Origin of the sequence: Micrococcus sp. UYEF5, assembly GCF_040546065.1 — a bacterium.
Lineage (GTDB): Bacteria > Actinomycetota > Actinomycetes > Actinomycetales > Micrococcaceae > Micrococcus > Micrococcus luteus.
Window position 1 is genome coordinate 218,411 of sequence record NZ_JBEPNB010000002.1, and the last position, 23,716, is coordinate 242,126.

Genomic DNA, 23,716 nt, shown 5'->3' on the forward strand with positions numbered 1-23,716 from the left:
GGTGTCAGCCACGCTCCCAGTAGACAGGCCCGACGGGCTCATGGAAATCGCTCTGGGCCACGAGGTAGCCCTCGTCGTCCACGGTGATCGGCAGCTGCGGCAGCGCGTGGCTGGCCGGGCCGAAGATGACCTTGCACTCCTGCGTCAGGTCGAAGGTCGACTGGTGGCAGGGGCAGAGCAGGTGGTGGGTGTGCTGCTCGTACAGGGCGATCGGGCAGCCCACGTGCGTGCAGACCTTGGAGTAGGCGAAGATCCCGTCCACGTTCCAGTCCTCGCGACCCGGGGTGATCTTCACCTTGGCCGGGTCGAGGCGCATGAGCAGGACGACGGCCTTGGCCTTCTGGTTGAGCTTGTCAGGGCCCAGGTCGTTCAGGCCGTCGGGGATGACGTGCACGGCGGAGCCGAGCGTGACGTCCGAGGCCTTGATGGGGGAGCCGGTGGGGTCGCGCACGAGGCGCACGCCCTCGGCCCACATGGTGTGGCGCAGACGCTCAGGGCCGAAGTTGTGAGCCTCCTGGTCCGAGAAATTGTCCGAGTCGTCCAGATCGCGGAACACGGCGATGAACGGCAGGGGGGCCAGCAGGGCGGCGCCGATCAGGGTGTTGCGCAGCAGGGGGCGGCGCTTGATCTGCGACTCGTCCAGGATCTCGGAGATCATCCCGGTGGCGGCCACGCGGTCGTCCTCCGAGCGGATCTCGTGACGGTCCTCCACGGTCTCGTGGTCCGGCATCAGGGTCTTGGCCCAGTGCACCACGCCGATGCCGATGCCGAACATGGCGAGGGCGGTGCCCAGGCCGAGCAGCAGGTTCTGCAGGTAGATCTTGCTGAACGCCTCACCGTTGCCGATCTGCCCCACACCGAAGTAGCCGATGAAGAAGAGCACCGTGCCCACGATGGAGATGAGGAACATGACCGAGACCTGACGCTCGGCGCGCTTCGCGGCCTTCGGATCCTCATCGGCCAGGCGCGGACGGTGCGGAGGCAGGCCCGGGTTGTCGATCGCGTACCGGGGCGCGTCCTCGCCGGCGTGCTCGAGGGAACCCGAGCGGTGCTCGGTCCCTTCAAAGCCTTTCTCGCCCATATGTCCTGTTTCCTTTACTCGAGTGATGAATGTCGATGACGGGTGGTCGGCGCGCCTGCGCCGATGGGATCAGGAGGATCGGCTGGTGAGCCAGACCATGAAGCCGATGATCAGCGCCAGGCCCGCGGTCCAGATGAACAGGCCCTCGGAGACGGGGCCGAGCGAGCCGAGGGTGAGGCCGCCGGGGGAGCCCTGGTTCTCGATGGTCTTGAGGTAGGCGATGATGTCGCGCTTGTCCTCGGGCTTGATGTTCGAGTCGGAGAACACCGGCATGTTCTGCGGGCCGGTCTCCATGGCCTCGTAGATGTGCTTCTCGTCCACGCCCTGCAGAGACGGGGCGTACTTGCCGCGGGTGAGCGCACCGCCGGCCGCAGCCGCGTTGTGGCACATGGCGCAGTTGATGCGGAACAGGTCGCCGCCACGGGTGATGTCCACGTCCTCGTGGTTCACATCCAGGTACTCGTCCTCTGGGATGGCCGGGCCGGCGCCGAGGGAGGCGACGTAGGCGGCGAGCTGCGCCGTCTGCTCGTCGTTGAACTGGTTCGGCTTGACCTGGGCCTGCGGGCCGTTCATCTGCATCGGCATGCGGCCGGTGCCCACCTGGAAGTCGACGGAGGCGGCGCCGACACCGATCAGGGACGGACCGGAGGGACCCCCCGCGGCACCCGTGCCGTGGCACGAGGCGCAGTTCGCGTTGAAGAGCTTCTCGCCCTCGGAGATGTCATCAGCCGAGGCGGCCGCGGTGACCTGCGTGGCCGCCTGCGCCTGGTTCACGGTGCTCGCGACGGAGTACAGTCCGCCGGTCACCAGGAGTCCCAGCAGGAGGAGCGCCAGCCCCATCAGGGGATGGCGTCGGTTCTGCGAAAGTGCCTTCACGGGGGTTTCCTATCGTTCTCTTCCCGGGCGGGCCGCTCATGCTGCCGGCCCGGGCCTGAAGTCGGTGCGGGGAGTGGGGGTCGTCTTACTTCAGGAAGTAGACGATGAAGAACAGGGCGATCCAGACGACGTCCACGAAGTGCCAGTAGTAGGACACGACGATCGCCGACGTCGCCTCGTGGTGGCCGAAGCGGCGGGCCATGTAGGCGCGGCCGATGATGAAGAGGAACGCGATCAGGCCGCCGGTCACGTGGATGGCGTGGAAGCCGGTGGTGATGTAGAACGCCGAGCCGTACGCGTTCGCCGCGACGGTCACACCCTCGGAGACGAGAACCGCGTACTCGTAGGACTGCACCGCCACGAAGATCGAGCCCATGATGAAGGTCAGGATGAACCACTCGACCATGCCCCACTTCCCGAACTGCAGGAAGCCGCCGGTGCGGCGGGGCTGAAGGCGCTCGGCGGCGAGGACGCCGAACTGGGCGGTGACGGAGGAGAGCACCAGGATCGTCGTGTTCACCGCGGCGAGCGGGACGTTGAGGATCGCGGTGTGCTCGGCCCAGAGCTCCGGAGACGTGGAGCGCAGGGTGAAGTACATGGCGAAGAGCCCACCGAAGAACATGAGCTCGCTGGCAAGCCACACCATGGTCCCGACCTGCACCATGTTCGGCCGGCTCGGGAGCCCCGTGGTGGGCTGATGGAGAGTGGGGTTAGCTGTGGTCACCCAGCCATTATGGCCCCAAACACCGCCCGGGCGGTAAATCGAACCTACCGTGTCGCAGGACAGGTCGTCAGCACCGTCGGGGGGTTTCAGTGACAGTCGGGGGCTGGCGTCCAGGGGATGTTCAGGTTCGCGGTGCGCGGCGCATGACACGACGCGGTGCCGGGTGCGGCCGGGCCGCTAGGCTCAGTGCGTGAGCACCCCCGAGAACACCGCAGCAGTCCTTGGGACCTCCTGGCCGGAGGTCTTCCGCGCCCTCACCGTCGGTGAGGACCTCAGCGACGACGTCGCCGCGTGGGCCATGGGGGAGATGATGGCCGGCGACGCCACCGAGGGGCAGGTGGGCGGATTCCTCCTCGCCCTGGCCGCCAAGGGGGTGACGGTGCCGGAGCTGCGCGGCCTGACCGAGGCGATGGTCCAGGCGGCGAACCCGGTGCACGTGCCGGGGGAGACCCTCGACGTCGTGGGCACGGGCGGCGACCGCCTGGGGACCGTGAACCTCTCCACGATGTCCTCGCTCGTGGCCGCAGGTGCGGGCGCGCGGATCGTCAAGCACGGGAACCGCGGCGCCTCGTCCACCGCCGGCGCGGCCGACGTGATCGAGGCCCTCGGCGTGGACCTGTCCATGCCGGCCCGGAAGGCCGAGGAGTGCGCCGAGGCCGTGGGCATCACGTTCCTCTTCGCCCAGAACTACCACCCGTCCATGAAGTATGTGGCCCCGGTGCGCAAGCAGCTCGGCGTGCCCACCGTGTTCAACTTCCTCGGCCCCCTGAGCAATCCGGCCCAGGTCACCGCCCAGGCCCTGGGCTGCTCGAGTGAGGCCATGGTCCCGCTGCTCGCCCAGGTGCTCGCGGACCGAGGGGTGCGCGGCTTCGTCTTCCGCGGGGCGGACGGCCGGGACAAGATCACGACGTCGGGGCCGTCGACCGTCATGGAGGTCCGGGACGGTGTGAGCACCCACGAGCTCGACCCCCGCGAGCTGGGCATCGACCTGGCCCCCGTTCAGGCCCTGGCCGGGCGGGACGGCGCCTACAACGCGACCCTCGTCCGCGCTCTGCTGGCGGGGGAGAAGGGTCCGATCCGCGACGCCGTCCTCCTCAACGCGGCCGCGGGCCTGACGGCCTGGGACCGCGACGCGGACGCGCCGCTGATGGAGCGACTGGCGGCCAACATGACGCGGGCCGCCGAGTCGATCGACTCCGGCGCCGCGCGTGACGTCCTGGACCGCTGGGTCGCCTTCTCCCGGTCCTGATGGTGCGACGACGAACCCTCACCGGCGAGGTGGGGCCCGTCGTCGAGAAGACGCTCAGGAGTCGAAGCCGAGCGCCCATCCCTCGCCGAGGTCCTCGGACGAGTAGGTCCGGAAGGCCAGCATGGTCTCGGTGTCCTGGATCCCGTCGACCTTGGAGAGGTGGTCGGCGATCACGTCGGCGAGGTCCTCGTAGCGGCGCACCTTGACCATCGCCACCAGGTCCCACGCGCCGGTCACGGAGTAGACCGACCCGACCCCCTCGAGGGCGGCGAGGGTCTCGGCGGTCTCCGGGATGCTGGATTTGTCGGTCTTGATCAAGACGATGGCGGTGACCACGGGCGGTCCTCATTTCCTCGATGCTGTGGGTCCGGTGTCCCCGACGATCCTAGCTGCGCGCCGGGCCCTCACCTCCGGGTGCGGCGCACCAGCCAGGCGGTCACGGCCCGGCGGCCCAGGAGCAGGACGCCCAGCACCCCGAGCGCCACGAGCACGAAGGACACGGGTGCGCCACCGAGGCCGAAGGCCACGCGTAGGACCATCCCGACGGCGACGGTCCCCAGCCACACGATCACGCCGTGGGGCCACACGCGGGCCCAGGTCCGGTGTCCGGCGGTCAGCCCGGTCATGACCAGGAGACCCGCGAGGAACGGCGCCGCCGTGACCAGCAGCCCCAGCGGCCCGCGCTCTGTCGCGTGCTGCCCCTGGCCCAGAGCCACGAAGAGGAGGGTGAGGAGGAGGTCGACGGCAAGTGCCGGCTGGGCGCCGCGCGGGTCACGGTGCTCGGCGGGCACGGCACGACGGGCGGTGGGGGAGGACGTCATGCATCCAGTCTGGCCCACCGCAAGGTCGAGGCGGCGCGTCCAGCCACAGGTGACTCGGTGGACGGGGCCTATGACAAGATGCCAATGTTGTCAGAGGTAGGCTCTCTGTATGGTGTTCGTGCATCTGGTGCCCATCCGACCGACCGCTGCCACGGCCGACGACGCCCGACGTCTGGCAGCGGTGCTGCTCGATGATCCTCACCCGGACGCGGCTGTGATCGCGGCGGCGTGGCTTCTCGACGAATTCGGCCCGGTCGCCGATGCGGCGTCGCACGACGGCGAGCTGGCCGTCGTCGTCGAAAGCATGGCGGCTGCGGTGGGCCTGGCGTTGTGGGCTGTGCGGACCGGGTCCTGGGCGGTGCTGTTGGATCCCGAGGATGCCCTCGACAAGGACTCATTATTGTCGTACCTGACAACAGCCGAGCGGCGGCGGGCCCGGCGGGCACCGGGCCGACTCGTGCTGCCGGGCGGAGGTCGCGCGGACCGCGCCTCGGATGCCGGCCGAGAGGCCGATCTGCGCTGTGCGGAGGCCACCCTGCAGCTGGTCGCCACGGTGGAACGGCGCCGGTCCGCTGATCAGCACGCGGCGGGACGGCTGGTCGAAGCCGGCGCCAGTCAGCGAGAGGCGGCGGCCGAGCTCGGGATCAGTCAGCAGGCCGTCCATTCCCGGTTGCGACACGGGCTCTGGCACGAGAGCCGGACGGCGGTGGCGGCCGTCCTGCCGTTGCTGGACCGGCTGTCCACAGACCCGGGGGAATGAATCGCCGGTACGCGGTGTCGGTGCCGCCCGGCGCGACCTCCTGGGCCAGGTCCCGATGTGGCGCGTGCCGTGCAGGCGACCGTCCGAAGGGGAGGCGAAGAACGGGCTAGTTGACATAATGTACATTATCGGCGCACTGCGGAACGGTGGACAGGGCGCCCTCCGCGGCGGGTCTCGCGCGTAGCCTGGACCCATGACGATCATGACCGACCAGCGCGACCGCCCCCTGCACGCGACGATCGCCGTCGTCCTGGCCATCGCCACGGCGGGCTACCTGGCTCCATGGGCCGTCGCCGCCGTCCGTGGCCGTTCCAACGTGTGGGCGGTATTCTGGGTGAACCTGCTCACCGGGTGGACCGTCCTCGGCTGGTGCATCGCGCTGTACATGTCGCTCACCAGCCATCGCCGGCTGCGGTCCTGGGGTCCGCGCGGCCTCTGACCGCGCGGACCGCCCCTCAGGTAAGACGCGCGACGACGGCCCGCACACCGTCTCCCTCGGCGATGAGGCATCGCGGGCCGTCGACGTCCGCCTCATCCGTCTCCGACAGCTCGACCGGCACCTCGAGCTCCCCCGTCGCATCGGCGCCGATCACGCGGAGGGTGAGGTCCGGGGCGCGCGTCTCGAGGTAGGTCCCGGACTCGTCGTGCATCTCGAGTCGGGCCTGCGGGATCTCGCCGCGCACGCCCGCCGCGAGGATGCGGCGCGCGTCCGGGTCGGTGGCGGCGTCCACGACCCAGCGGTGTCCCAGGACGGAGTGCTCCGCCTCGGCCACGACGTCCCCCTCGAGGGGTGCGTCGCCTCGGTAGGCGAACGCGGTCTGATACAGCTGGTCCCCCACGCGCACGAGCATCGACTCGACGCCGATCTCGCCGGCGGGATCGTCGAACCGGTACGAGCCGACCTTCTCGGCGGTCACGTCCGCGGGCAGTCCGTGCGCCACGAGGCGGCGGCGGATCCATTCGGGCTTGTCCGGGTCCAGGCGTGCGGTGTAGATGAGAGCCATGCCCCGACCGTAGCCCTGACGTCGTCCGCCCGGGAGGGCCCGCCGGCCGGCGGCGCGGCTCAGCCCTGCACGGCCCGCACGGCGTGGTCCATGGCCCGGTAGGCGTCGAGCTCGCGGGCTTCGGCCGCGCCACCGATCAGGCGCACCGCCTCCGGCGCGTAGCCCGCAGCCACCAGGTCCTCGACGAGATCCGTCTCGGACTCCTGCCCGGCGCACACGACGACGTCCGTCACATCCAGGGTCAGCGGCACGCGTGTCTCGGGGTCCTCCGGGGACGGCGCGGTCACGCGCAGGCCGTCGGGGCCGAGGCCCTCGTAGGTCACACCGGAGTGCAGGTGGACCCCGTGCCGCCGCAGCTCGGCGCGGTGCACCCAGCCGGTGGTGGGGCGCAGTCGGACGCCGATCGGTCCGGGGCTGCGCTGGAGCAGGTGGACCTCGCGTCCGGGGTGGGCCGCGGCCGGCTTCGCCAGCTGGCCCGGCGTCTGAGAGGTCAGTGCCACGCCCCAGCGGGCCCGCCAGTGCTCCTGCGTCTCGGGTGTCCCGTCCGGCCGTTCCGTGCCGGCCGCCAGGGCCTCGGCGACATCCACGCCCACGCCGCCGGCGCCGATCACCGCGACGCGCGGACCGACGTCGACGTGGCCCAGGACCACGTCGTCGTACGCGTGGACGGCGGGCGCGCCCGGCTCCCCCGCCCCGGGCAGAGCGACGGGCCGCGGCCGCACGCCGGTGGTGAGGAGCACCTCGTCGTAGCCCGGCCGCCCATCGTCCGTGAGGAGTGTCTGTGCGGACACCTCCTCCCCGGTCACGAGCGTCACCCCGGATGCCGCCGCGCGGGCCGCCAGGTGCTCCAGCGCGGGACCGAACTCCTCCTTGCCGGGGATGCGCCGGGCGAGCCGGAACTGCCCGCCGGGCTCGGCGTGCCGGTCGAACAGGGTGACCTCGTGCCCGAACCGGGCCGCACGCTCCGCGGCCGTGAGGCCCGCCGGCCCGGCACCGACCACGGCGATCCGGCGCCGGCGGCCCAGGGCCACCGGGACGGGCGCGGCGTACTCCGGCTCCGTCTCCCGCCCGGCGCGGGGGTTCATCAGGCACGAGACCTTGGCCCCGGTGAACACGTGGTCGAGGCAGGCCTGGTTGCAGGCGATGCACGGGGTCAGGGTCCGAGCGCGCGGGTCGCTGATCGCGGCCATCCACTCGGGGTCCGCCAGCAGGGGCCGGGCCAGCCCGACGAGCGCGGCGGCCCCGGACGTCAGCGCCTCCTCCGCCTCGGCGGGGGTGGTGAGCCGGTTGGAGGCGATCACGGGGATGTCGACGGCGGCGGTCAGGTCAGCCGAGGCGGCGAGGAACGCGGCGCGCGGCACGGAGGTCACGATGGTCGGCACGCGGGACTCGTGCCACCCGATGCCGGTCATCAGGACGTCCGCTCCGGCGGCCTCGAAGGCCCGGGCGGTGTCCGCGATCTCCGCGCGCGTCTGCCCGTCGGGGACCAGGTCCGCCGCCGAGGTGCGCACCGAGAGCACGCCGCGCTCCCCCAGCGCCTCGCGCACGGCCGCGACCACCGCCGCCGGGAACCGGCGTCGGCGCTCGGCGTCGCCCCCGTACTCGTCCGCGCGTCGGTTCGTCGCCGGGGCGAGGAACTGGTTGAGGAGGTAGCCCTCCGAGGCCATGATCTCCACGCCGTCGTATCCGGCCTCCAGGGCCAACGTGGCCGCGCGTGCGAACGCGTTCACGGTCCGCTCGATGTCCGCGGCCGTCATCTCCCGGGGCGTGTGCCGCGAGATCGGCGCTCGCACCGCGGAGGCCGAGACCAGGTCGGGGCTGGGGGCGTAGCGTCCCGCGTGCAGCAGCTGGGCGAGGATCCTGCCCCCGGCGGCGTGGACGGCGTCCGTGACGACGCGATGGGCGCGCGCGTCCTCCTCGCTGGCGAGCATCCCCCCGCCCAGCGTCACCGTGCCCTCGGGGACGACGCCCAGGCCGCCGGTGACGATGAGTCCGACGCCGCCGCGTGCCCGCTCCGCGTAGAACGCCGCCAGCTGCGGCAGGTCGTCGTGCCGATCCTCCAGTCCCATGTGCATCGAGGCCATGACCACCCGGTTGGGCAGCGTGAGGGGGCCCAGGGTGATCGGCTGGAGCAGGGGCGAGACCGCGACGGGTGAAGATGTCATGCAGCTCACATTACCGGGCGGTAGCTCCCGACTTCCAGGACCGCCTGGGGACACGCTGTGTCCAAAGCCACTGCGTAGGGCAGGATGGGGATCACACGTCGACGCGCGGCAGACCCGTCCGCGCACCCGACACGGAGGGGAGCGCACGCATGGAGTGGATCGAGGCGAACGCGGGCTGGCTGTGGCTGGTGCTGGCCGCCGGCCTGGCCGGCGTCGAGCTGCTGACCCTCGACCTCGTCTTCCTGATGATCGCCGCCGGGGCCGGCGCGGCGGGGGTGGTCGCGCTCGTGGGCGGCCCGCTGGCGCTCCAGCTCGCGGCGTTCGCCGCCGTCGCCCTGCTGATGCTCGCCGCCGTGCGCCCCGTCGCCCTGCGCCACCTGCGCAAGGACACCGGCGCCGGCGCCTCCTACCTGGACACGCTCCCGGGGCGTCGCGTCGCGGCCCAGGGCGCGATCACCGGCGACGCCGGCACGCTCGCCGTCGACGGCGACACCTGGTCCGCCCGCGTCGAGCCCGGGGCGCCCGAGGTCGCCCCCGGCGACGAGGTGACCGTCCTGCGCATCGACGGGGCCACCCTGGTGGTCCGCCCGCTCCCCCGCATCGACTGGGAGGCGGACGGCGCCTGAGCCGCCCCACGTCCTCGTTCCGACCGCACCGACCCCAGAAGAAGGGACCCCGATGGAAACCCTCATCGTCCTCGTCGTCCTCGCCGTCCTCGCGGCGGTGATCGTGGCCTCCTCGGTCAAGATCATCCCGCAGGCGCGGACGGCCAACATCGAACGCCTCGGCAAGTACAACCGCACGGCCGGCGCCGGGCTGACCCTGATCATCCCGTTCGTGGACCGCATGCTCCCGATGGTGGACATGCGCGAGCAGGTCGTCTCCTTCCCGCCCCAGCCGGTGATCACCGAGGACAACCTCGTCGTCTCCATCGACACGGTCGTCTACTTCCAGGTCACGGACGCCAAGGCCGCGACCTATGAGATCGCCAACTACATCCACGCGGTGGAGCAGCTCACCACCACCACCCTGCGCAACGTCGTGGGCGGCATGAACCTCGAGGAGGCGCTGACCTCTCGCGACTCCATCAACTCCCAGCTGCGCGGCGTGCTGGACGACGCCACCACGCGCTGGGGCCTGCGGGTCTCGCGGGTGGAGCTCAAGGCCATCGACCCGCCCATGTCCATCCAGGACTCGATGGAGAAGCAGATGCGCGCCGAGCGCGACCGCCGCGCCGCCATCCTCACCGCCGAGGGCACGAAGCAGGCCGCCATCCTCACGGCCGAGGGCGAGCGCCAGTCCCAGATCCTCTCCGCCGAGGGCGAGGCTCAGGCACGCGTGCTGCGCGCCAACGCCGAGGCCGAGGCGATCGAGGTGGTCTTCGACGCCATCCACTCCGGCGGCGCCGACTCCGAGGTCCTGGCCTACCAGTACCTGCAGTCCCTGCCCAAGATCGCCGATGGCCAGGCCACCACCATGTTCGTGGTCCCCGCCGAGCTCACCCGCGCCCTGCAGGGCCTCGGTGAGGCGTTCGCCCCCGGCGACGGCGACCGCCCCACCCCGGAGCGCGCACCCCGGCGTCGGGACTCCGGGGACCGCGCGGGCGAGCCGGGCGCCGAGCACGTCGGCGTCACCCCGGAGCGCGCGCGTCGGCCGCGTGGGTCCCGCCCCACCACCGCGGACGCCCTGCGCGCCAGCGGCGTCATGGACGCGATGACCGCCGGCGCGGTGACGGCGGAGGACATGCCGCAGACCTCGCTCGACGAGGCCCTGGCCACGCCGCAGGAGATTGAGCCCGACCCGTCGGCCGGCCGCACCCCCGGCACCCGCCCGGCCGGCGAGGCCGACGGGAATGCTGTGGGACACTGAATGGTTCCATCAGTGAGGACGACCCGCCGCGCCTCGATCGGCCCGCGCCCCCGCGCGGGCCTCGGCGCGGCCTGACGAGGAGGAAACGTGAGCGATCGCAGCCTGCGGGGCATGCGCCTGGGCGCGCAGTCCCTGGAGTCCGAGGCCGGCGTCGAGCCCGCCGCCCGGCAGCGGGTGGAGTACCGCACGGAGGACGGCGAGCAGGTGTTCGTGACCTTCTCCGTGGAGGCAGACGTGCCGGCCACCTGGACCTCGAAGACCGGCAAGGAGGCGTTCCTCGTCAGCGGCGAGAAGCCGGCTGAGACCGAGGGCAAGCCCGTGCGCACCCACTGGGACATGCTGCGCGAGCGCCGCAGCCTCGACGAGCTGGAGGAGACCTACAAGATCCAGCTCAACAAGCTGCGCGCCAGCCGCGGCGAGGACGTCGACGCCTGACCCGCCGCTCCCCCATGCACGACGGGGCCGGATCCGCCATGGATCCGGCCCCGTCGTCGTTCGGGGGCTGTGCGCCTCAGAGGCCGAGGCGGGCGCGCAGGCCCTCCCAGCGCGCAGCCAGGCCCCAGCGGGTCACGTTGACCACGGCCTCGCCGATGATGCCGCCGCTCATCTTGGACTCGCCGAGCTCACGCTCCACGAACGTGATCGGGACCTCGACGATCCGCTTGCCGAGCCGGGCCGTGCGGAAGGTCATGTCCACCTGGAACCCGTAGCCCTTGGACTCGATCGCGTCCAGGTCGATCGCACGGAGCGTGTCGGCCCGGTAGGCGCGGTAGCCCGCCGTGATGTCCGTCAGGTTGAGGCCGAGCATGATCCGCGGGTACAGGGAGCCGGCCCACGAGATCATCTTGCGGGAGGTCGGCCAGTTCACCATCTTGCCGCCCGGCACGCGGCGCGAGCCGATCACCAGGTCCGCGGTGCGGACGGCCTCCAGCAGGCGCGGCAGCTGCTCGGGCTGGTGCGAGCCGTCCGCGTCCATCTCGACCAGGACGTCGTAGCCGCGCTCCAGGCCCCAGCGGAACCCGGCGATGTAGGCGCCGCCCAGGCCGTCCTTGGTGGTGCGGTGCAGCACGTGCACGGAGGGGTCCTCGGCGGCGCGGGCGTCGGCCCAGTCGCCGGTGCCGTCCGGGGAGGCGTCGTCCACCACGAGAACGTCGGACTCCGGGACGGCGTCACGGAGTCGGCCGAGGGTCAGCGGCAGCGACTCGATCTCGTTGTACGTGGGGATGATGGTCAGCACGCGCATGTGCGGTTCTCGCCTTCCGGCCGGGGTCGTGGGGGCGGCCCGCCGGTCGGACGGGCCATCGCATCCGTTCGAGTATAGGAAGCGGAGGTCTCAGGCCGGCGTCGCGGCGTCGTGAGCGTCGCGGGCCACGTCCTCCGCGGCGATCCGGCCGTCCACCCAGGTGGCCCGCCAGCGGGGCAGGGCGGTCTCGGCGTCGAGGGCCGGCAGCAGCGGCGTGCCGGCCCGGGTGTCCGTGCTCCACGCCGCCACCCGGCCGTCCGGCGACTGCACAGCGACCGCGTCGGCGTCCCAGACGCCGAACACGGCCGGGGCCGACACGCTCAGGCGCGGGGCGACGGACAGGCGTGCCGCCGGAGCGTCGGGCAGCGCGCGCAGCGGGGTGCGGGTCGCGGCGGCGAAGGCGGAGCGGGCGGAGATGCGCTCGTCCGGGTCGGGGTGGGACAGCGCCGACCGGACGGCGGCCCACGGGTCCCCGGCCGGGCCGGCGCCCAGGCACACGGTGACGGCGTCGGCCAGCAGGCTCGCCACGGGGGCGTGCAGCACGCCGTCCGCGTCGGGGACGACGGTGGCGCTGACCCCGGCGGCGGCCAGGAAGGCGCGGTCCTCGGCGGTGACCGGGTGGGTGACCACGAGCCGATGGCGCACGCGGCCCAGGGCGGCGGTGCCGAGTTCCTCCGCGACCGAGCGCAGGGCGGTCAGGGCCACGTCCTGGGCGGCGGGCCCGGCGTCCGCACCGCCGTCGGGGACGAGGTAGGCCTGCTCCCCCGCCTGGGTCGAGGCCGTCAGGAGGCCGGTGAGCGTGGCGGGGTCGGTGTCGGTCCCGACGGGCAGCCACACCCCGGCCGCCTCGGCGTCCACGCGGTCGGCGTGCCGGTAGACGACGGTCTGGACGTCCTCGTCGGCGGGCGCGGCGCCCGTGTCCTCGGGCCCGGCCAGGACCGTCACGACGGCGGTGCCGCGGCTCAGCGCGTCCCGCGCGTCCGCGGGCCGGGCCAGCGGCTCGACGAACACGGGCACGACGACGGCGCCGTCGAGGTCCCGCCGTTCGTCACCCGGGTCGGCCACGCGGTCCGCGGAGTCGTCCGCGCCGAGCCAGGCGATCATCCCGTCCCGGACCAGCAGCGCCTGTGCGTACGGGTCCGTCGTCGAGTGGATGATGCCGCGGGTCAACAGGTGTGCGCTCACCCGCCCACCCTAGCCCGTGTCAGTCCTCGTCCGCGCGCGGCGCCGAGGCCGCCGGCAGCGAGGTGGCCACGACGCCGCGGGAGACGAGGTCCGCGGCCCGGCGGCAGGCACGGCTGCGACGGGTGTCCCCGGGGACGTTGGCCAGCTGGCCCAGCACGTCGATGACCTGCCGCGCCCAGCGGACGAAGTCGCCCGCGGCGAGGTCCGCGCCGTCAAGGGTGCGGCGCAGGGTGGCGCCCCGCACCCAGCGGTGCATGGGTGCCACCAGCCCGGGGTCCGTCCGGGGCGTCGGCTCGAGCCGGGCCTGGGCCTCGTCCGTGCGCAGGCGCTCCTCGATGCGCTCGGCGGCCTCCGCGACGCGCGCGAGCCGGGGGGTCGGCATCGGGACCAGTCCGGGCTCGGTCTCCCCCTTGCCCTGGTACACGAGCAGCGCGGCGACGGCGGCCCACTCCTCCGGCGTCAGGCCGTCCATGGCCGGATCCTGCAGCACCAGCGAGGTGAACAGGTCCCGCTCGCCGTAGATCCGGCGCAGGGCCCCGCCGCGCTCCGTGAGCGCCGCACGGGGTGAGGGCGCGTCCTCCTGCACGTAGCCGTAGGCGCGCAGCAGACCGACCACGCGGTCGAACGTGCGGGCGATGGTGTTGGTGCGGCCCGCGATGCGCTCCCTCAGGACGGAGACCTCCCGCCGCATGGCCCACCAGCGGTCGCCCCAGCGGGCGTGCTCCTCGCGGTCCTGGCAGCCGTGGCACGGGTGGCGGCGCAGCGCCCGGCGCAGCTCCTCGACCCGGGGCGCGGCCGGGTCCTCCCGGAGGCGGAAGCCCGCCGTGCTGCGGCCTCCGGCGGGCGGGCGGCCCGTGCGCACGGCCTCGCGCATGAGCGCGGCGACGTCCTTGCGCTGCGCGGGCGTCTTCACCTGCACCACCTGGGGCAGGGCGGCGCCTGCCACCGGCTCGACCGGCCCGGCGACGTCGTCCACCGTGATGCGGCGCAGCTGCGCCTTGTCCGTGACGACGCCGACGCGCGGATTCTGGGGGTTGCCGGCGGGGAACACGACGACGGCCCGGCCGAGTGAGCGGCCGGCATCGAGCTCGACGACGTCCCCGACCGCGAGGTTCGCGAGCGAGTCCTTCACGGCGGCCAGGTGGGCTCGACGGCGTCCCTGCGAGCCGGACTTCTCCGCGGCCGCGAGCTCCTTGCGCAGGGTGAGGTACTCGGCGAAGTCGCCGAGGTGACACTGCATGGCCTCCTCGTACTTCTCGAGGCTGGCCTGCTTCGAACGGAGCTCGCGGGCCAGGCCCACCACGGAGCGGTCCGCCTGGAACTGGGCGAACGAGGACTCGAGGATGCCCCGCGCCTGCTCCGCGCCGACCTGCGCCAGCAGATTAGCGGACATGTTGTAGGTGGGCCGGAACGAGGAGCGCAGCGGGTACGTGCGGCGCGAGGCCAGGCGCGCGACGGCGGCCGGGTCCAGCCCGGGACGCCACATCACCACGGCGTGGCCCTCGACGTCGATGCCGCGGCGGCCCGCCCGGCCCGTCAGCTGGGTGTACTCCCCCGGCGTGATGTCGACGTGGTTCTCGCCGTTGAACTTGACCAGCTTCTCGATCACCACGGAGCGGGCCGGCATGTTGATGCCGAGGGCGAGGGTCTCCGTGGCGAACACGGCCTTGAGCGCGCCGGCGGTGAACAGGTCCTCGACGGCCTCCTTGAACGGGGGCAGCATGCCGGCGTGGTGGGCCGCGAAGCCCCGGGACAGGCCGTCCCGCCACGCCCAGAACCCGAGGATCTCCAGGTCCTCGACGGGCAGCAGGCGCGCCGCCTCCTCGACCCGCTCGGCCACGAGCGCCTTCTCCCGCGCCGTGGTGAGGTCGAGCCCGGCCCGCAGGCACTGCTCCACGGCGGCGTCGCAGCCGGTCCGGGAGAAGATGAAGGTGATGCATGGCAGCAGCCCGTCGCGGTCGAGGACCCGGATCATCTCCGGACGCGACGTGGACAGCCGCGGTCCGCGCCGCGGGCCGCCGTCGTGACCGCCCGGCCGACCGGAGACCGGCCGCTCCCGGTCCAGTGCGGACGAGCCGGTCCGGCCCCGGCCGCCGTCGCGACCCGTGTGCCGGCCGCCCCTGGCCCGCCCCTTCGTGCCGCCCCCGCGCCCGTCGCGGTGCTGCTGCCGCCCGGGGCGCCCCCAGTCGGCGCGCTGGAACCGGCGCTCGGCCTCCTCCCCCAGGCGCTTGAGCTCGGGGTTGAGCAGGGCCTCCCCGTCCCGGTCCGCGGCGTCCTCGAAGGCGATGTCCTCGGCGAACAGGTCGTAGAGCCGGCCCCCGGCCATGATGTGCTGCCACAGCGGCACCGGCCGGTGTTCCGAGACGATCACGGTGGTGGCGCCCCGGACCGTGTCGAGCCAGGCGCCGAACTCCTCGGCGTTGGACACCGTGGCGGACAGGGAGATCAGCTGCACGTGCTCGGGCAGGTGGATGATGACCTCCTCCCACACCGGTCCCCGGAACCGGTCGGCGAGGTAGTGGACCTCGTCCATGACGACGAAGCCGAGGTCGATGAGGGTGTCCGACTGCGCGTACAGCATGTTGCGCAGCACCTCGGTGGTCATCACGACGACGGGCGCGTCCGGATTGACGGAGGTGTCCCCCGTGAGCAGGCCGACGTTCTCCGCGCCGTGCACGCGGGCGAGGTCCGCGTGCTTCTGGTTGCTGAGGGCCTTGATGGGGGTGGTGTAGAACGCCTTCGTGCCGCGGGCCAGGGCCAGGTGGACGGCGAACTCGCCGACCACCGTCTTGCCGGCACCGGTGGGCGCCGCGACGAGGACGCCGTGGCCGTCCTCGACCTCGGCGCACGCGCGGCGCTGGAAGTCGTCGAGGGGGAAGCCCACGCGTGCGGCGAACCGGCCGAGCTCGGAGCCGGCATGGTGCCGGGCCGCCCGGGCACGGGCGTAGCGCCCCGCCGGGCTCAGCTCGGGTTCGTCGTGCGGGGTCGCGGACGCGGGATGGTGGGCCATGGCCCCACCCTACTGGCGGGTCCGGACGCCGTCGTGGTCGTGCGTCCGGGCGGGAGGGCCGCCGCGTACGACGCTCAGATCTGATCGAGCGGCTTCGGGCCTTCGGCGAGCTCCGCCTCGACGTCCACCTCGCGCTGCCCCGAGCGGCGGTCACGACGACGGTCCCCCCACAGGCACAGGACGATGGCCACGCCGAAGAGGACGACGAGCGGGATCGCCATGTAGAACATGGAGATGGCGTCCGCACCGGGGGCGGCGATCGCGGCGATCAGCATGATCACGAAGACGGTGATGCGCCAGTGGTGGACGATCGTGCGGCCCGGCAGGATGCCGAGCATGTTCAGTCCCACCAGCAGCACCGGCAGGACCATGGCCACGCCGAACGCGAGGTAGAGACGCGTGACGAAGCTGATGTACACCGACGCCGTCGGGAGGTTCGCGCCGCCCTCGGGAGTGAAGCCCACGAAGAACTGGACGGCCTGCGGCATCACGAGCCACCCCAGCGCGATGCCGAAGATGAACAGGGGCACGGCCGCGGCGATGAAGCCCAGGGCGTACTTCTTCTCGGCCTTCTTCAGACCCGGCACGATGAATGCCCAGATCTGGTAGAGCCAGACCGGGCTGGACAGGATGAGCCCGATGAACATGCTGACCTTGAGCATGAGGTCGAACGGCGAGGCCACCGTGTCATAGGCGACGGCCGCCGTGTGTCCCTGGCTGGCGATCTCCTTGACCGGGCGGAACAGCTCCGCCATGACCGGCTGGTAGACGAGGAAGCCGATCACCATGCCGACCGCGACGGCGAGCGCCGACTTCAGCAGTCGGTTGCGCAGCTCCGTGAGGTGCTCGCGCAGCGGCATCTCGCCGGTGGGGTTGTCCCGCCGCTTCCGGCGGCGCCGGGTGCGGCGGGCGACCTCGTCGACCTCGGTCATCGGGTGGGGGTCCTTCCGGCTCAGCGCGGGTCGCGCGGGTCGGTCTCGTCACGCTCGACGACGCGGCCCTCGACCGGCTCGTCCGCGGCGGTGGAACCGGCGCCGGAGCGCTCGTCCGTGGTGCCCTTGCCCTCGGTGCGCATCTGCTTCACCTCGGAGGAGAAGATGCGCATCGACTGGCCGAGGTTGCGGGCCATCGCGGGCAGCTTCGGCGCCGCGAAGAGCAGGATCGCGAGCAGGATGATGATGACGAGCTGCCAGCCCTGGAGTCCAGCCATGATGAAGGGTCCTTTCGATGGGGTTCCGGGGTCCAGGCTACCGCGCCGGCAGGGCCGCGAGGGCATCGCCCAGCGCGTCCGCCACGGACGTCCGGAGGTCGGCGGGGGCCAGCACCTCGACGGCGCCGCCGTGGCGTCCGACCAGCGCGGCCGCCACGGCGGCGTCGGTCAGATGCACCCGGGTGAGCCGGTCGCCGTCGGGCAGGTCGGCCTGGGCGTCCGGGCGGTAGCCGGCGGCCGCGTCGCGGACGGGATGGGCCCAGCGCAGCAGCACCGGCACCCCCGCGGCGTCGTCGGGATGGACCCGCCAGCGCGCGGGCCGAGCCCGGGGCGCGAACGTCTCCCCCGTGGGTGCGGGCGCGCTGATCCGGTCCACCCGGAACACCCGGTGGTCCTCGGCGCGACGGCACCACGCCTGCAGGTAGAGGCGCGCCCCGTCCTGCACCAGGGCCAGCGGCTCCACGTCCCGCTCGGTGAGGGCATCGGCATGCACGGAGCGGTAGGTCAGGTGCACGACGGCCCGCTCCGCCACGGCGGCCAGCAGGGTGCGCACCGTCGCGGGGTCCACGGCCACGTCCCAGTGGGCGGCGACGGCGACCGGGGGCTCGCCGGCGGTGTGCGCCTCGGCCTCCCGGAGGGCGGCGTCGTCCGCGTCGTCCGCATCCGGGGCCCCCGCGTCCAGGACCGCGGCGCGGATCCGGCGCTGGGCGGAGCGAGCGGCCTCGCGGTCGGCCTCGTCCAGCACCGGCAGGTCCGCGACCGTCTGCAGGGCGGCCACGAGGCTGTGCGCCTCGGGGCGCGTCAGCCGCACGGGACCGGCCAGGTCGGCGGCGCGCTCCACGTGGACGCGGCCGGCCACCTCCGCCACCTCGAACTGGAAGCCGGGGAAGTCGCGCTCGGGCATGCCGCAGTAGCGCAGCGTCTCGAGGTCGGCGTCGAGGCGCTCGTCGGTGACCCCGAGACGCGCGCGCAGCTCCGCCCGGTCCACCCCACCGGCCCGGTTGGCCAGCCCCACGATGTCCAGCAGGCGGCCCACGAGGTCCTCGCTCGAGTCGCGGGCGCGGCGCCGGACGGGCGCGGCGAGCGCCACCTCGAGCAGGGCCGGGTCGGCGGGACCGGCGTGGGTCTCCGCCGCGGCGGCCAGGCCCGCGCGGACGCGGTCGGTCAGGTCCGGGTGCGCGGCCGAGGGCACGGCCCGGCCCAGCAGGCCGCCGATCTCCGCGGCGAGGCCGTCCTCGCGCGGTCCGGCGGGGGCCTCCCAGAGCTCCCAGTCGGGCCCCGGTGCGGCGCCGTCCTCGACCCGGGGCTCGGCCGGCTCACCGACCGCGCGGACGCCCTGACCCCGGCCGGGCGCGAGCCACACCCGGACCCGCTCGGCGTCGGCCTGCCCGGCCAGGCGCGCCACGAGGCCGGCGTGGTCGTGGTCCTCGGGACGGCCGGGGGCGTCCGTCGCCCGCTCGACGCGGCGCGGCTCCCCCTCCATCCGGGTGAGCCGGAAGCTGCGCTCGGCGCCGCGGTCGAGGTCCCAGCCGGTGAGGTACCAGCGGCCGCGCACGAGGGTGAGGAACCAGGCCCGCACGGTGCGCCGGGTGGCCCGCCCCCGCGCGTCGCGGTAGGGGAAGCGCAGCACGGCCTCGTCGGCCACGGCCTGGGTGAGGGCCTCGAGCCGGGGGTCGGCCCGGGGCATGAGGGTGTGGTACCCGGCCAGCTCGTCGTCGCCCGTGAGGTCGGTGGCCGGCTGGAACAGCAGGCCCACGGCGCGGACGACGTCGGCGCGCAGCGGCGAGTCGCCCCACAGGCGCCGCGCCCGCACGAGGGCGCGGCGCTCGTCCACGGTCAGGTCGAGGTCGCGCAGCAGCAGCGCATCGCGGACGACGCGGTGCCGCACCCCCGCCTCGCCCTCGTCGAAGCCCGCGGGTTCGAGCGTCTCCAGCGGGACCCCCACGGCGCGCAGCACGCGGCGGTCCCGCTGGAAGAGCTTCTCGAAGGCGGCGTCCGTGAGCCCCTCATAGCCGACGACCTGCCGTCGGATCCGGTCACGCTCGAGACCGTGCGGTGCCGAGAGCAGCAGCCACAGCAGCGAGATGATGCGCTCGGCGGCCTCGTCGCCGGCGCGCCGCGGGGCGGGTGGGGTCACGGGGCCCGGGGTCAGTCGACCGAGACGAGGTCGCAGACGAAGATGAGCGTCTCGTTCGGCCCGATCGCGGAGCCGGCGCCGCGGGCGCCGTAGCCCAGGTGCGGCGGGATCTCGAGGCGGCGGCGGCCGCCGACCTTCATGCCGAGCAGGCCCTGGTCCCAGCCGGCGATGACCTGGCCGACGCCGACGGTCAGGGGCAGCGGGGTGCCGCGGTTCCACGAGGCGTCGAACTCCTCGCCGGTGGACCAGGCCACGCCCACGTAGTGGACCTGCACGCGGGAGCCGGCCTCGACGGCCGGGCCGGAGCCCTCGATCAGGTCCTCCACCACGAGCTCGGTGGGCGGGGTCTCGCCCGGGAAGTCGATCTCGGGCTTGGTGCGGTCGTAGTCGCGCTGTCCGAAGGACACGGTGCTCTCCTCTTGGGTTCTCGTGGACGGGGTCAGTTCGCCGACGGGGTGGCGGACGCCTGGGCGTCCAGGATGTCCACCACGAACAGCAGGGGCTCGTTCTCGCCGATGTCCGGCGGGCTGCCCTGCTCACCGTAGGCCTTCTCGGCCGGGATCGACAGGAGGACGCGCGAGCCCACCTTCTGGCCGGCCAGACCCTCCTTCCAGCCCTCGATGACCTGGTTGAGGGAGAACGTGATGGCCTGACCCGTCTCCCAGGACGAGTCGAAGACCTCACCGTCGGACCACGTCACGCCCTCATACTGCACGGTCACGGTGTCGTCCGCGCCGACCTCGCGGCCCTCGCCCTCGATCAGGGGCTGGACCACCAGCTCCTGGGGCGCCTCGCCGTCGGGCTTCGCGATGCTCGGCCGGCCGCTCTCCTCGTCCACGGTGACGTCGGGCAGGCGCTCGTCCCGCTCGGTCACCTCTTCGCCCTCGGCCTGCTTCGGCAGGATGGCGTCGATCTTGTAGACGAACAGCTGGGCGGGCTGCGTCTGGGTGGAGGGGGAGGCGCTCGGCGACGCGCTCTCGGTCTGCGGGACGGAGACGTCGTACTCGGGGCTGTACGCGGCGACGATCGTGCCGGCGCCGTTGCCCACCAGCATCTCGTGGATCTCCGGGTTCATGGACTTGAGCTGGTCGTCCACGGGCACGGCTTCCGGTTCGCCGCTGAAGTTCTCGGCGACCACCTCGCCGCTGGCCGGATCGACGACGGCGATCGACATCTTCAGGACGTCGCCCTCCTGCACCTGCTCCCCCTCGCCGGCGGTCAGCACGCGCGTGGTGGGCTGGTCGGTGTCGATCTCCCCGTCGATCTCGACCGTCGGCGCCCCGCCGTCGCCCTCCGTGAAGGTGACACCCGTCAGGGCGTCCGGCTCCCCCTGGCCCTCGCCGACGGCCGCCCGCTCGGGGGCGGCCGACGTGGAGGCCGACGCGGTGTCACTGTGGGGCTGGTCCGCGCCGTCGTCGCCGGTGGCGCAGGCGGTGGCCAGCATCAGGCCTGCGGCGCCGAGGGACAGCAGCGGCAGCAGGCGGCGACGGCGGCGGGCCGTCGGGGGCTGGGGGGTCTCGAACGAACTCATGCGGGTCACCCTAACGGCGCGTCCTGGACGCGCGCTGTCAGGCGATCCGCTCGAACAGCCGGTCGACGGCGGCCGACGACGTGTCGAACGGGTCCTTCGTCACGATCGCGTGCAGCGGATGGTCGGTGAGCTTCAGGGTCGTCCAGTCGACGGCGTAGTCCAGGCCGCGCTCCCGGGCGCGGGCCACGAAGTCCGCGCGCACGCGGGCCCGGGTGGTGGGCGGGGCGGTCTCCACGGCGGACCGGGCGGCGTCCTCGGGCAGCAGGCGCGCGACGGCGCCGCGCCGCAGCAGCAGGCGGAACAGCCCCCGGTCGGGGTCGATGTCGTGGAAGGCCAGGTCCAGCTGGGCGAGGCGGGGCGCGTCCCAACCCAGGTCGTGGCGGGCCCGGTAGTCCTCCAGCAGGCGCAGCTTGATCGCCCAGTCGATGCGGTCCTCGATGCGGGACCGGTCACCGGTGCGGACGGCGTCGAGCACCTCGCCCCACAGGGTGAGGACCTCCCCCACCCGGTCGTGGTGGGCACCCTCCGCGGCGACGAAGGCGCGGGCCCGCTCGAGGTAGTGCTCCTGCAGCTCGAGGGCGGAGGCCTCCCCCTCCCGGAGCGCGATGCGGGCCGTGCCGGTGAGGTCGTGGGAGATCTGCCGCACCGCGCGGGTGGGGTGGGCGACGACGCGGTCCCCGAGCGGGAAGCCCGCCTCGATCATCCGCAGCAGCAGGTCGGTGGCGCCGAAGCGCAGCAGGTGGGTGTGCTCGGAGAGGTTCGTGTCCCCCACGATCACGTGGAGGCGCCGGTACTCGGAGGCGTCCGCGTGCGGCTCGTCCCGCGTGTTGATGATCGGCCGGGACCGCGTGGTGGAGGAGGACACGCCGTCCTGCACGAAGTCGGCGCGCTGGGAGAACGCGAAGTGGGCCGGGCCCTCGCCCTCGGGCCACGTGCCGGCGGGCACGACGCGGCCCGCGCCCACGAGGATCTGCCGGGAGACGAGGAACGGGACGAGCGCCTCGGTGAGCCGCCGGTACTCGGTGCGCCGGCGCAGCAGGTAGTTCTCGTGGGAGCCGTAGGAGCTGCCCGAGGAGTCGGCGTTGTTGCGGTAGAGGTGGATCCGGCCGCCGACCCCGTCCGCGGCCATGCGCTCCTCGGCCTGGACCACGAGGTCGTGCAGCAGCAGGTCCCCCGCCCCGTCCGAGGCGATGAGCTCGTCGAGCGTCGAGCACTCGGCGGTCGCGTACTCGGGGTGGGAGCCGACGTCGAGATAGAGCCGGGAGCCGTTGGCCACGAACACGTTCGAGGACCTCCCCCACTCGACGACGGGCCGGAAGAGGTAGCGGACGACCTCTTCGGGACTGAGCGGGCGCCCCTGCGGGTTCCAATGCTGGACGCCGTACTCCGTCTCCAGCCCGAGGATCCGGCGGGCGCGGTCCGCGTCGGTCACTGGCCGCCCTTCTGGACGAAGCCCTTGACGAACTCCTCGGCGTTGGACACCAGCACCGAGTCGATCTCGTCCAGCAGGCTGTCCAGGCCCTGGTCCTGGGCCGCGGGCTTCACGTGCGCCTGGCCCGCCGCGGCGCCGGTCTCGTCGTCGCCGCCGGACGGGCGTGGGCGGATCTGCTCCTGGGACATGGTGGCCTCCTCGTGCGTCGACGCGGGTCGGTGTGCTCCGTCCGCGTCCACCCATCCTGCCCCACGCGCGGGCCACGTTTCAGCCCCACGTCCCCGGGTTGCCCCACGCTGGCAGGATGGGGGCATGCGCCTGTGGACCCTTCATCCCCGCCACCTCGACCGCCAGGGCCTGACGGGCGCCTGGCGCGAGGCCCTGCTCGCGCAGGCCGTCCTGGCCGGCCGCACGCGCGGATATCGGGACCACCCGCAGCTGCTGAGGTTCCGGGAGCACCCGGACCCGTCCGGCGCCGTCGGTGCGTTCCTCTCCGGCCTCGAGGCCGAGGCCACGGCGCGCGGCTATCGCTTCGATCACTCCCGGATCGACCGGCCGTGCCCCGCCCCCGACGGCGCCGTGCGCATCCCGCCCGCCGGTCTCGCACCGATCCCGGCCACCACGGGCCAGCGCGACCTGGAGTGGCGTCACCTGTGCGCCAAGCTGGCCGCGCGCAGCCCCGCCTGGCTCGAACAGTGGTCGGACACGCCCGTCCCCGACGTGCACCCGCTGTTCACGATCGTCCCGGGGCCGGTCGCGTCCTGGGAGCGCGCCTGAGGGCGGGCCGCGGTCGGGCCCGGTCTGGCACCGTGGGGGCATGATCCGCGACGAGAGCATCGAGAGCTATCTGGGCCGCCTCGCCTCCGGCGAGCCCACCCCCGGTGGCGGCGCGACGGGCGCGCTGGCGGTCGCCGAGGGCGCCGGACTGCTGGCCATGGCGGCCCGGTTCAGCGCAGCCGAGGAGGACGCCCGGGCATCGGAGGGCCTGATCGCGGCGTGCCTCGGCCTCGCCGACGGCGACGAGCGGGGCTTCGGCGCCGTGGCCGAGGCGTTCGGGCTGCCCCGCGACACCCCGGAGGACCGGGCCCGGCGCTCGGCCGCGATCCAGGCCGCCCTGGCCGAGGCCGTCCGGCCACCCCGCGGGATCGTCGATGCCGCCGCGCGTGCACTGGACCTGGCCGAGCGTGTGCTGGACGCGGCGAACCCGAACGTGCTCTCCGACGTCGGTGCGGCGCTCGGCTGCGTCCGGGGCGGCCTCACCGCCGCCGCGGTGACCCTCGAGACCAACCTGGGCCCCCTCCGCGACGAGGGCCTGGAGGGCGTCCTGCGCACCGACGTCGACCGGGCGGACCGTCTCGTCGCGCGGGCGGACGCCCTGCTGGGCCGCGTGCGCGCGGCCGTCACGGGCTGAGCGCCCGC

At 73.4% G+C, this 23,716-nt stretch carries 25 protein-coding genes; 8 read left to right on the plus strand and 17 right to left on the minus strand.

The genetic code is table 11. The annotated features are described in order from the left end of the window. Positions 1–4: 4 nt before the first annotated feature. From qcrA to ctaE, 3 genes are all read right to left on the minus strand, one after another. Positions 5–1,081, minus strand: a complete 1,077-nt coding sequence (qcrA, locus tag ABIB16_RS03000; RefSeq protein ID WP_069941590.1) for a cytochrome bc1 complex Rieske iron-sulfur subunit — start codon at positions 1,079–1,081, stop codon at positions 5–7. Positions 1,082–1,150: 69 nt separating this feature from the next. After that, positions 1,151–1,957, minus strand: a complete 807-nt coding sequence (gene qcrC / locus ABIB16_RS03005) for a cytochrome bc1 complex diheme cytochrome c subunit (protein ID WP_095695739.1) — start codon at positions 1,955–1,957, stop codon at positions 1,151–1,153. An 85-nt stretch (positions 1,958–2,042) separates the two neighbouring features. After that, positions 2,043–2,681, minus strand: coding sequence for an aa3-type cytochrome oxidase subunit III (ctaE, locus tag ABIB16_RS03010; RefSeq protein ID WP_428842618.1), 639 nt, complete (start codon positions 2,679–2,681; stop codon positions 2,043–2,045). 190 nt (positions 2,682–2,871) lie between these two features. Between ctaE and trpD the strand changes: the two genes are divergently transcribed. Continuing rightward, on the plus strand, positions 2,872–3,930 hold the full coding sequence (gene trpD / locus ABIB16_RS03015) for an anthranilate phosphoribosyltransferase (protein WP_101962912.1): 1,059 nt from the start codon (positions 2,872–2,874) through the stop codon (positions 3,928–3,930). Positions 3,931–3,984: 54 nt separating this feature from the next. On the opposite strand, the gene ABIB16_RS03020 is transcribed toward trpD, so the two are convergent. Both ABIB16_RS03020 and ABIB16_RS03025 read right to left on the minus strand, forming a co-directional pair. Next, complete coding sequence (locus tag ABIB16_RS03020; RefSeq protein ID WP_002854527.1) at positions 3,985–4,266, minus strand: Lrp/AsnC family transcriptional regulator; 282 nt, start codon at positions 4,264–4,266, stop codon at positions 3,985–3,987. Between the two features lie 68 nt (positions 4,267–4,334). Then, positions 4,335–4,751, minus strand: a complete 417-nt coding sequence (locus ABIB16_RS03025) for a DUF3054 domain-containing protein (protein ID WP_041103767.1) — start codon at positions 4,749–4,751, stop codon at positions 4,335–4,337. A gap of 109 nt (positions 4,752–4,860) precedes the next feature. Here ABIB16_RS03025 and ABIB16_RS03030 point away from each other — a divergent pair, with 109 nt between their 5' ends. After that, positions 4,861–5,511 carry a hypothetical protein gene (locus tag ABIB16_RS03030; RefSeq protein ID WP_129044205.1) on the plus strand — a complete coding sequence of 217 codons (651 nt, stop codon included), beginning with the start codon at positions 4,861–4,863 and terminating at the stop codon, positions 5,509–5,511. A 193-nt stretch (positions 5,512–5,704) separates the two neighbouring features. Then, the gene (locus tag ABIB16_RS03035) at positions 5,705–5,950 is read left to right on the plus strand and encodes a superinfection immunity protein (RefSeq protein ID WP_002854519.1); all 246 of its coding nucleotides are present in this window, start codon (positions 5,705–5,707) and stop codon (positions 5,948–5,950) included. Between the two features lie 16 nt (positions 5,951–5,966). Here ABIB16_RS03035 and ABIB16_RS03040 read toward each other — a convergent pair whose 3' ends face one another. Next, positions 5,967–6,515 (minus strand): maltokinase N-terminal cap-like domain-containing protein, encoded by a 549-nt coding sequence (locus ABIB16_RS03040; RefSeq protein WP_041103774.1) that lies wholly within the window; start codon positions 6,513–6,515, stop codon positions 5,967–5,969. 59 nt (positions 6,516–6,574) lie between these two features. Beyond that, complete coding sequence (locus ABIB16_RS03045) at positions 6,575–8,680, minus strand: NADPH-dependent 2,4-dienoyl-CoA reductase (RefSeq protein ID WP_041103776.1); 2,106 nt, start codon at positions 8,678–8,680, stop codon at positions 6,575–6,577. Between the two features lie 149 nt (positions 8,681–8,829). Here ABIB16_RS03045 and ABIB16_RS03050 point away from each other — a divergent pair, with 149 nt between their 5' ends. The 3 genes from ABIB16_RS03050 to ABIB16_RS03060 all read left to right on the plus strand — a co-directional run bounded on the left by ABIB16_RS03050 (position 8,830) and on the right by ABIB16_RS03060 (position 10,984). Next, positions 8,830–9,306, plus strand: coding sequence for an NfeD family protein (locus tag ABIB16_RS03050; RefSeq protein WP_020624804.1), 477 nt, complete (start codon positions 8,830–8,832; stop codon positions 9,304–9,306). Positions 9,307–9,358: 52 nt separating this feature from the next. Further along, positions 9,359–10,549, plus strand: a complete 1,191-nt coding sequence (locus ABIB16_RS03055) for an SPFH domain-containing protein (protein ID WP_036315078.1) — start codon at positions 9,359–9,361, stop codon at positions 10,547–10,549. Positions 10,550–10,636: 87 nt separating this feature from the next. Then, positions 10,637–10,984, plus strand: a complete 348-nt coding sequence (locus tag ABIB16_RS03060; protein ID WP_080772566.1) for an RNA polymerase-binding protein RbpA — start codon at positions 10,637–10,639, stop codon at positions 10,982–10,984. 76 nt (positions 10,985–11,060) lie between these two features. Here ABIB16_RS03060 and ABIB16_RS03065 read toward each other — a convergent pair whose 3' ends face one another. From ABIB16_RS03065 to ABIB16_RS03110, 10 genes are all read right to left on the minus strand, one after another. Next, on the minus strand, positions 11,061–11,792 hold the full coding sequence (locus ABIB16_RS03065) for a polyprenol monophosphomannose synthase (protein ID WP_036315073.1): 732 nt from the start codon (positions 11,790–11,792) through the stop codon (positions 11,061–11,063). A gap of 90 nt (positions 11,793–11,882) precedes the next feature. Next, positions 11,883–12,977, minus strand: a complete 1,095-nt coding sequence (locus ABIB16_RS03070) for an amidohydrolase family protein (protein ID WP_041103783.1) — start codon at positions 12,975–12,977, stop codon at positions 11,883–11,885. A 19-nt stretch (positions 12,978–12,996) separates the two neighbouring features. Then, positions 12,997–15,987, minus strand: a complete 2,991-nt coding sequence (locus ABIB16_RS03075) for a DEAD/DEAH box helicase (RefSeq protein WP_041103785.1) — start codon at positions 15,985–15,987, stop codon at positions 12,997–12,999. Between the two features lie 74 nt (positions 15,988–16,061). Beyond that, a complete protein-coding gene (gene tatC / locus ABIB16_RS03080; protein ID WP_041103787.1) occupies positions 16,062–16,919 on the minus strand; it encodes a twin-arginine translocase subunit TatC in 858 nt (285 codons plus the stop codon). A gap of 20 nt (positions 16,920–16,939) precedes the next feature. Then, the gene (locus tag ABIB16_RS03085; protein WP_002855080.1) at positions 16,940–17,197 is read right to left on the minus strand and encodes a twin-arginine translocase TatA/TatE family subunit; all 258 of its coding nucleotides are present in this window, start codon (positions 17,195–17,197) and stop codon (positions 16,940–16,942) included. 37 nt (positions 17,198–17,234) lie between these two features. Then, entirely contained in the window at positions 17,235–19,334 is a 2,100-nt protein-coding gene (locus tag ABIB16_RS03090) for a helix-turn-helix transcriptional regulator (protein WP_041103790.1), read from the minus strand. An 11-nt stretch (positions 19,335–19,345) separates the two neighbouring features. Further along, complete coding sequence (locus ABIB16_RS03095; protein WP_010078659.1) at positions 19,346–19,741, minus strand: FKBP-type peptidyl-prolyl cis-trans isomerase; 396 nt, start codon at positions 19,739–19,741, stop codon at positions 19,346–19,348. 32 nt (positions 19,742–19,773) lie between these two features. Next, positions 19,774–20,865, minus strand: coding sequence for an FKBP-type peptidyl-prolyl cis-trans isomerase (locus tag ABIB16_RS03100; RefSeq protein WP_041103792.1), 1,092 nt, complete (start codon positions 20,863–20,865; stop codon positions 19,774–19,776). Positions 20,866–20,902: 37 nt separating this feature from the next. Further along, positions 20,903–22,297 (minus strand): Pup--protein ligase, encoded by a 1,395-nt coding sequence (gene pafA / locus ABIB16_RS03105; RefSeq protein ID WP_041103794.1) that lies wholly within the window; start codon positions 22,295–22,297, stop codon positions 20,903–20,905. After that, on the minus strand, positions 22,294–22,485 hold the full coding sequence (locus tag ABIB16_RS03110; protein WP_041103796.1) for a ubiquitin-like protein Pup: 192 nt from the start codon (positions 22,483–22,485) through the stop codon (positions 22,294–22,296). Before ABIB16_RS03110 ends, pafA begins: the two co-directional genes overlap by 4 nt. A gap of 124 nt (positions 22,486–22,609) precedes the next feature. On the opposite strand from ABIB16_RS03110, the gene ABIB16_RS03115 reads away from it, so the two are divergent. Both ABIB16_RS03115 and ABIB16_RS03120 read left to right on the plus strand, forming a co-directional pair. Continuing rightward, complete coding sequence (locus ABIB16_RS03115; RefSeq protein WP_036384792.1) at positions 22,610–23,074, plus strand: pyrimidine dimer DNA glycosylase/endonuclease V; 465 nt, start codon at positions 22,610–22,612, stop codon at positions 23,072–23,074. Between the two features lie 40 nt (positions 23,075–23,114). Then, a complete protein-coding gene (locus tag ABIB16_RS03120) occupies positions 23,115–23,708 on the plus strand; it encodes a cyclodeaminase/cyclohydrolase family protein (protein ID WP_041103799.1) in 594 nt (197 codons plus the stop codon). The last annotated feature ends 8 nt before the right edge of the window (positions 23,709–23,716 follow it).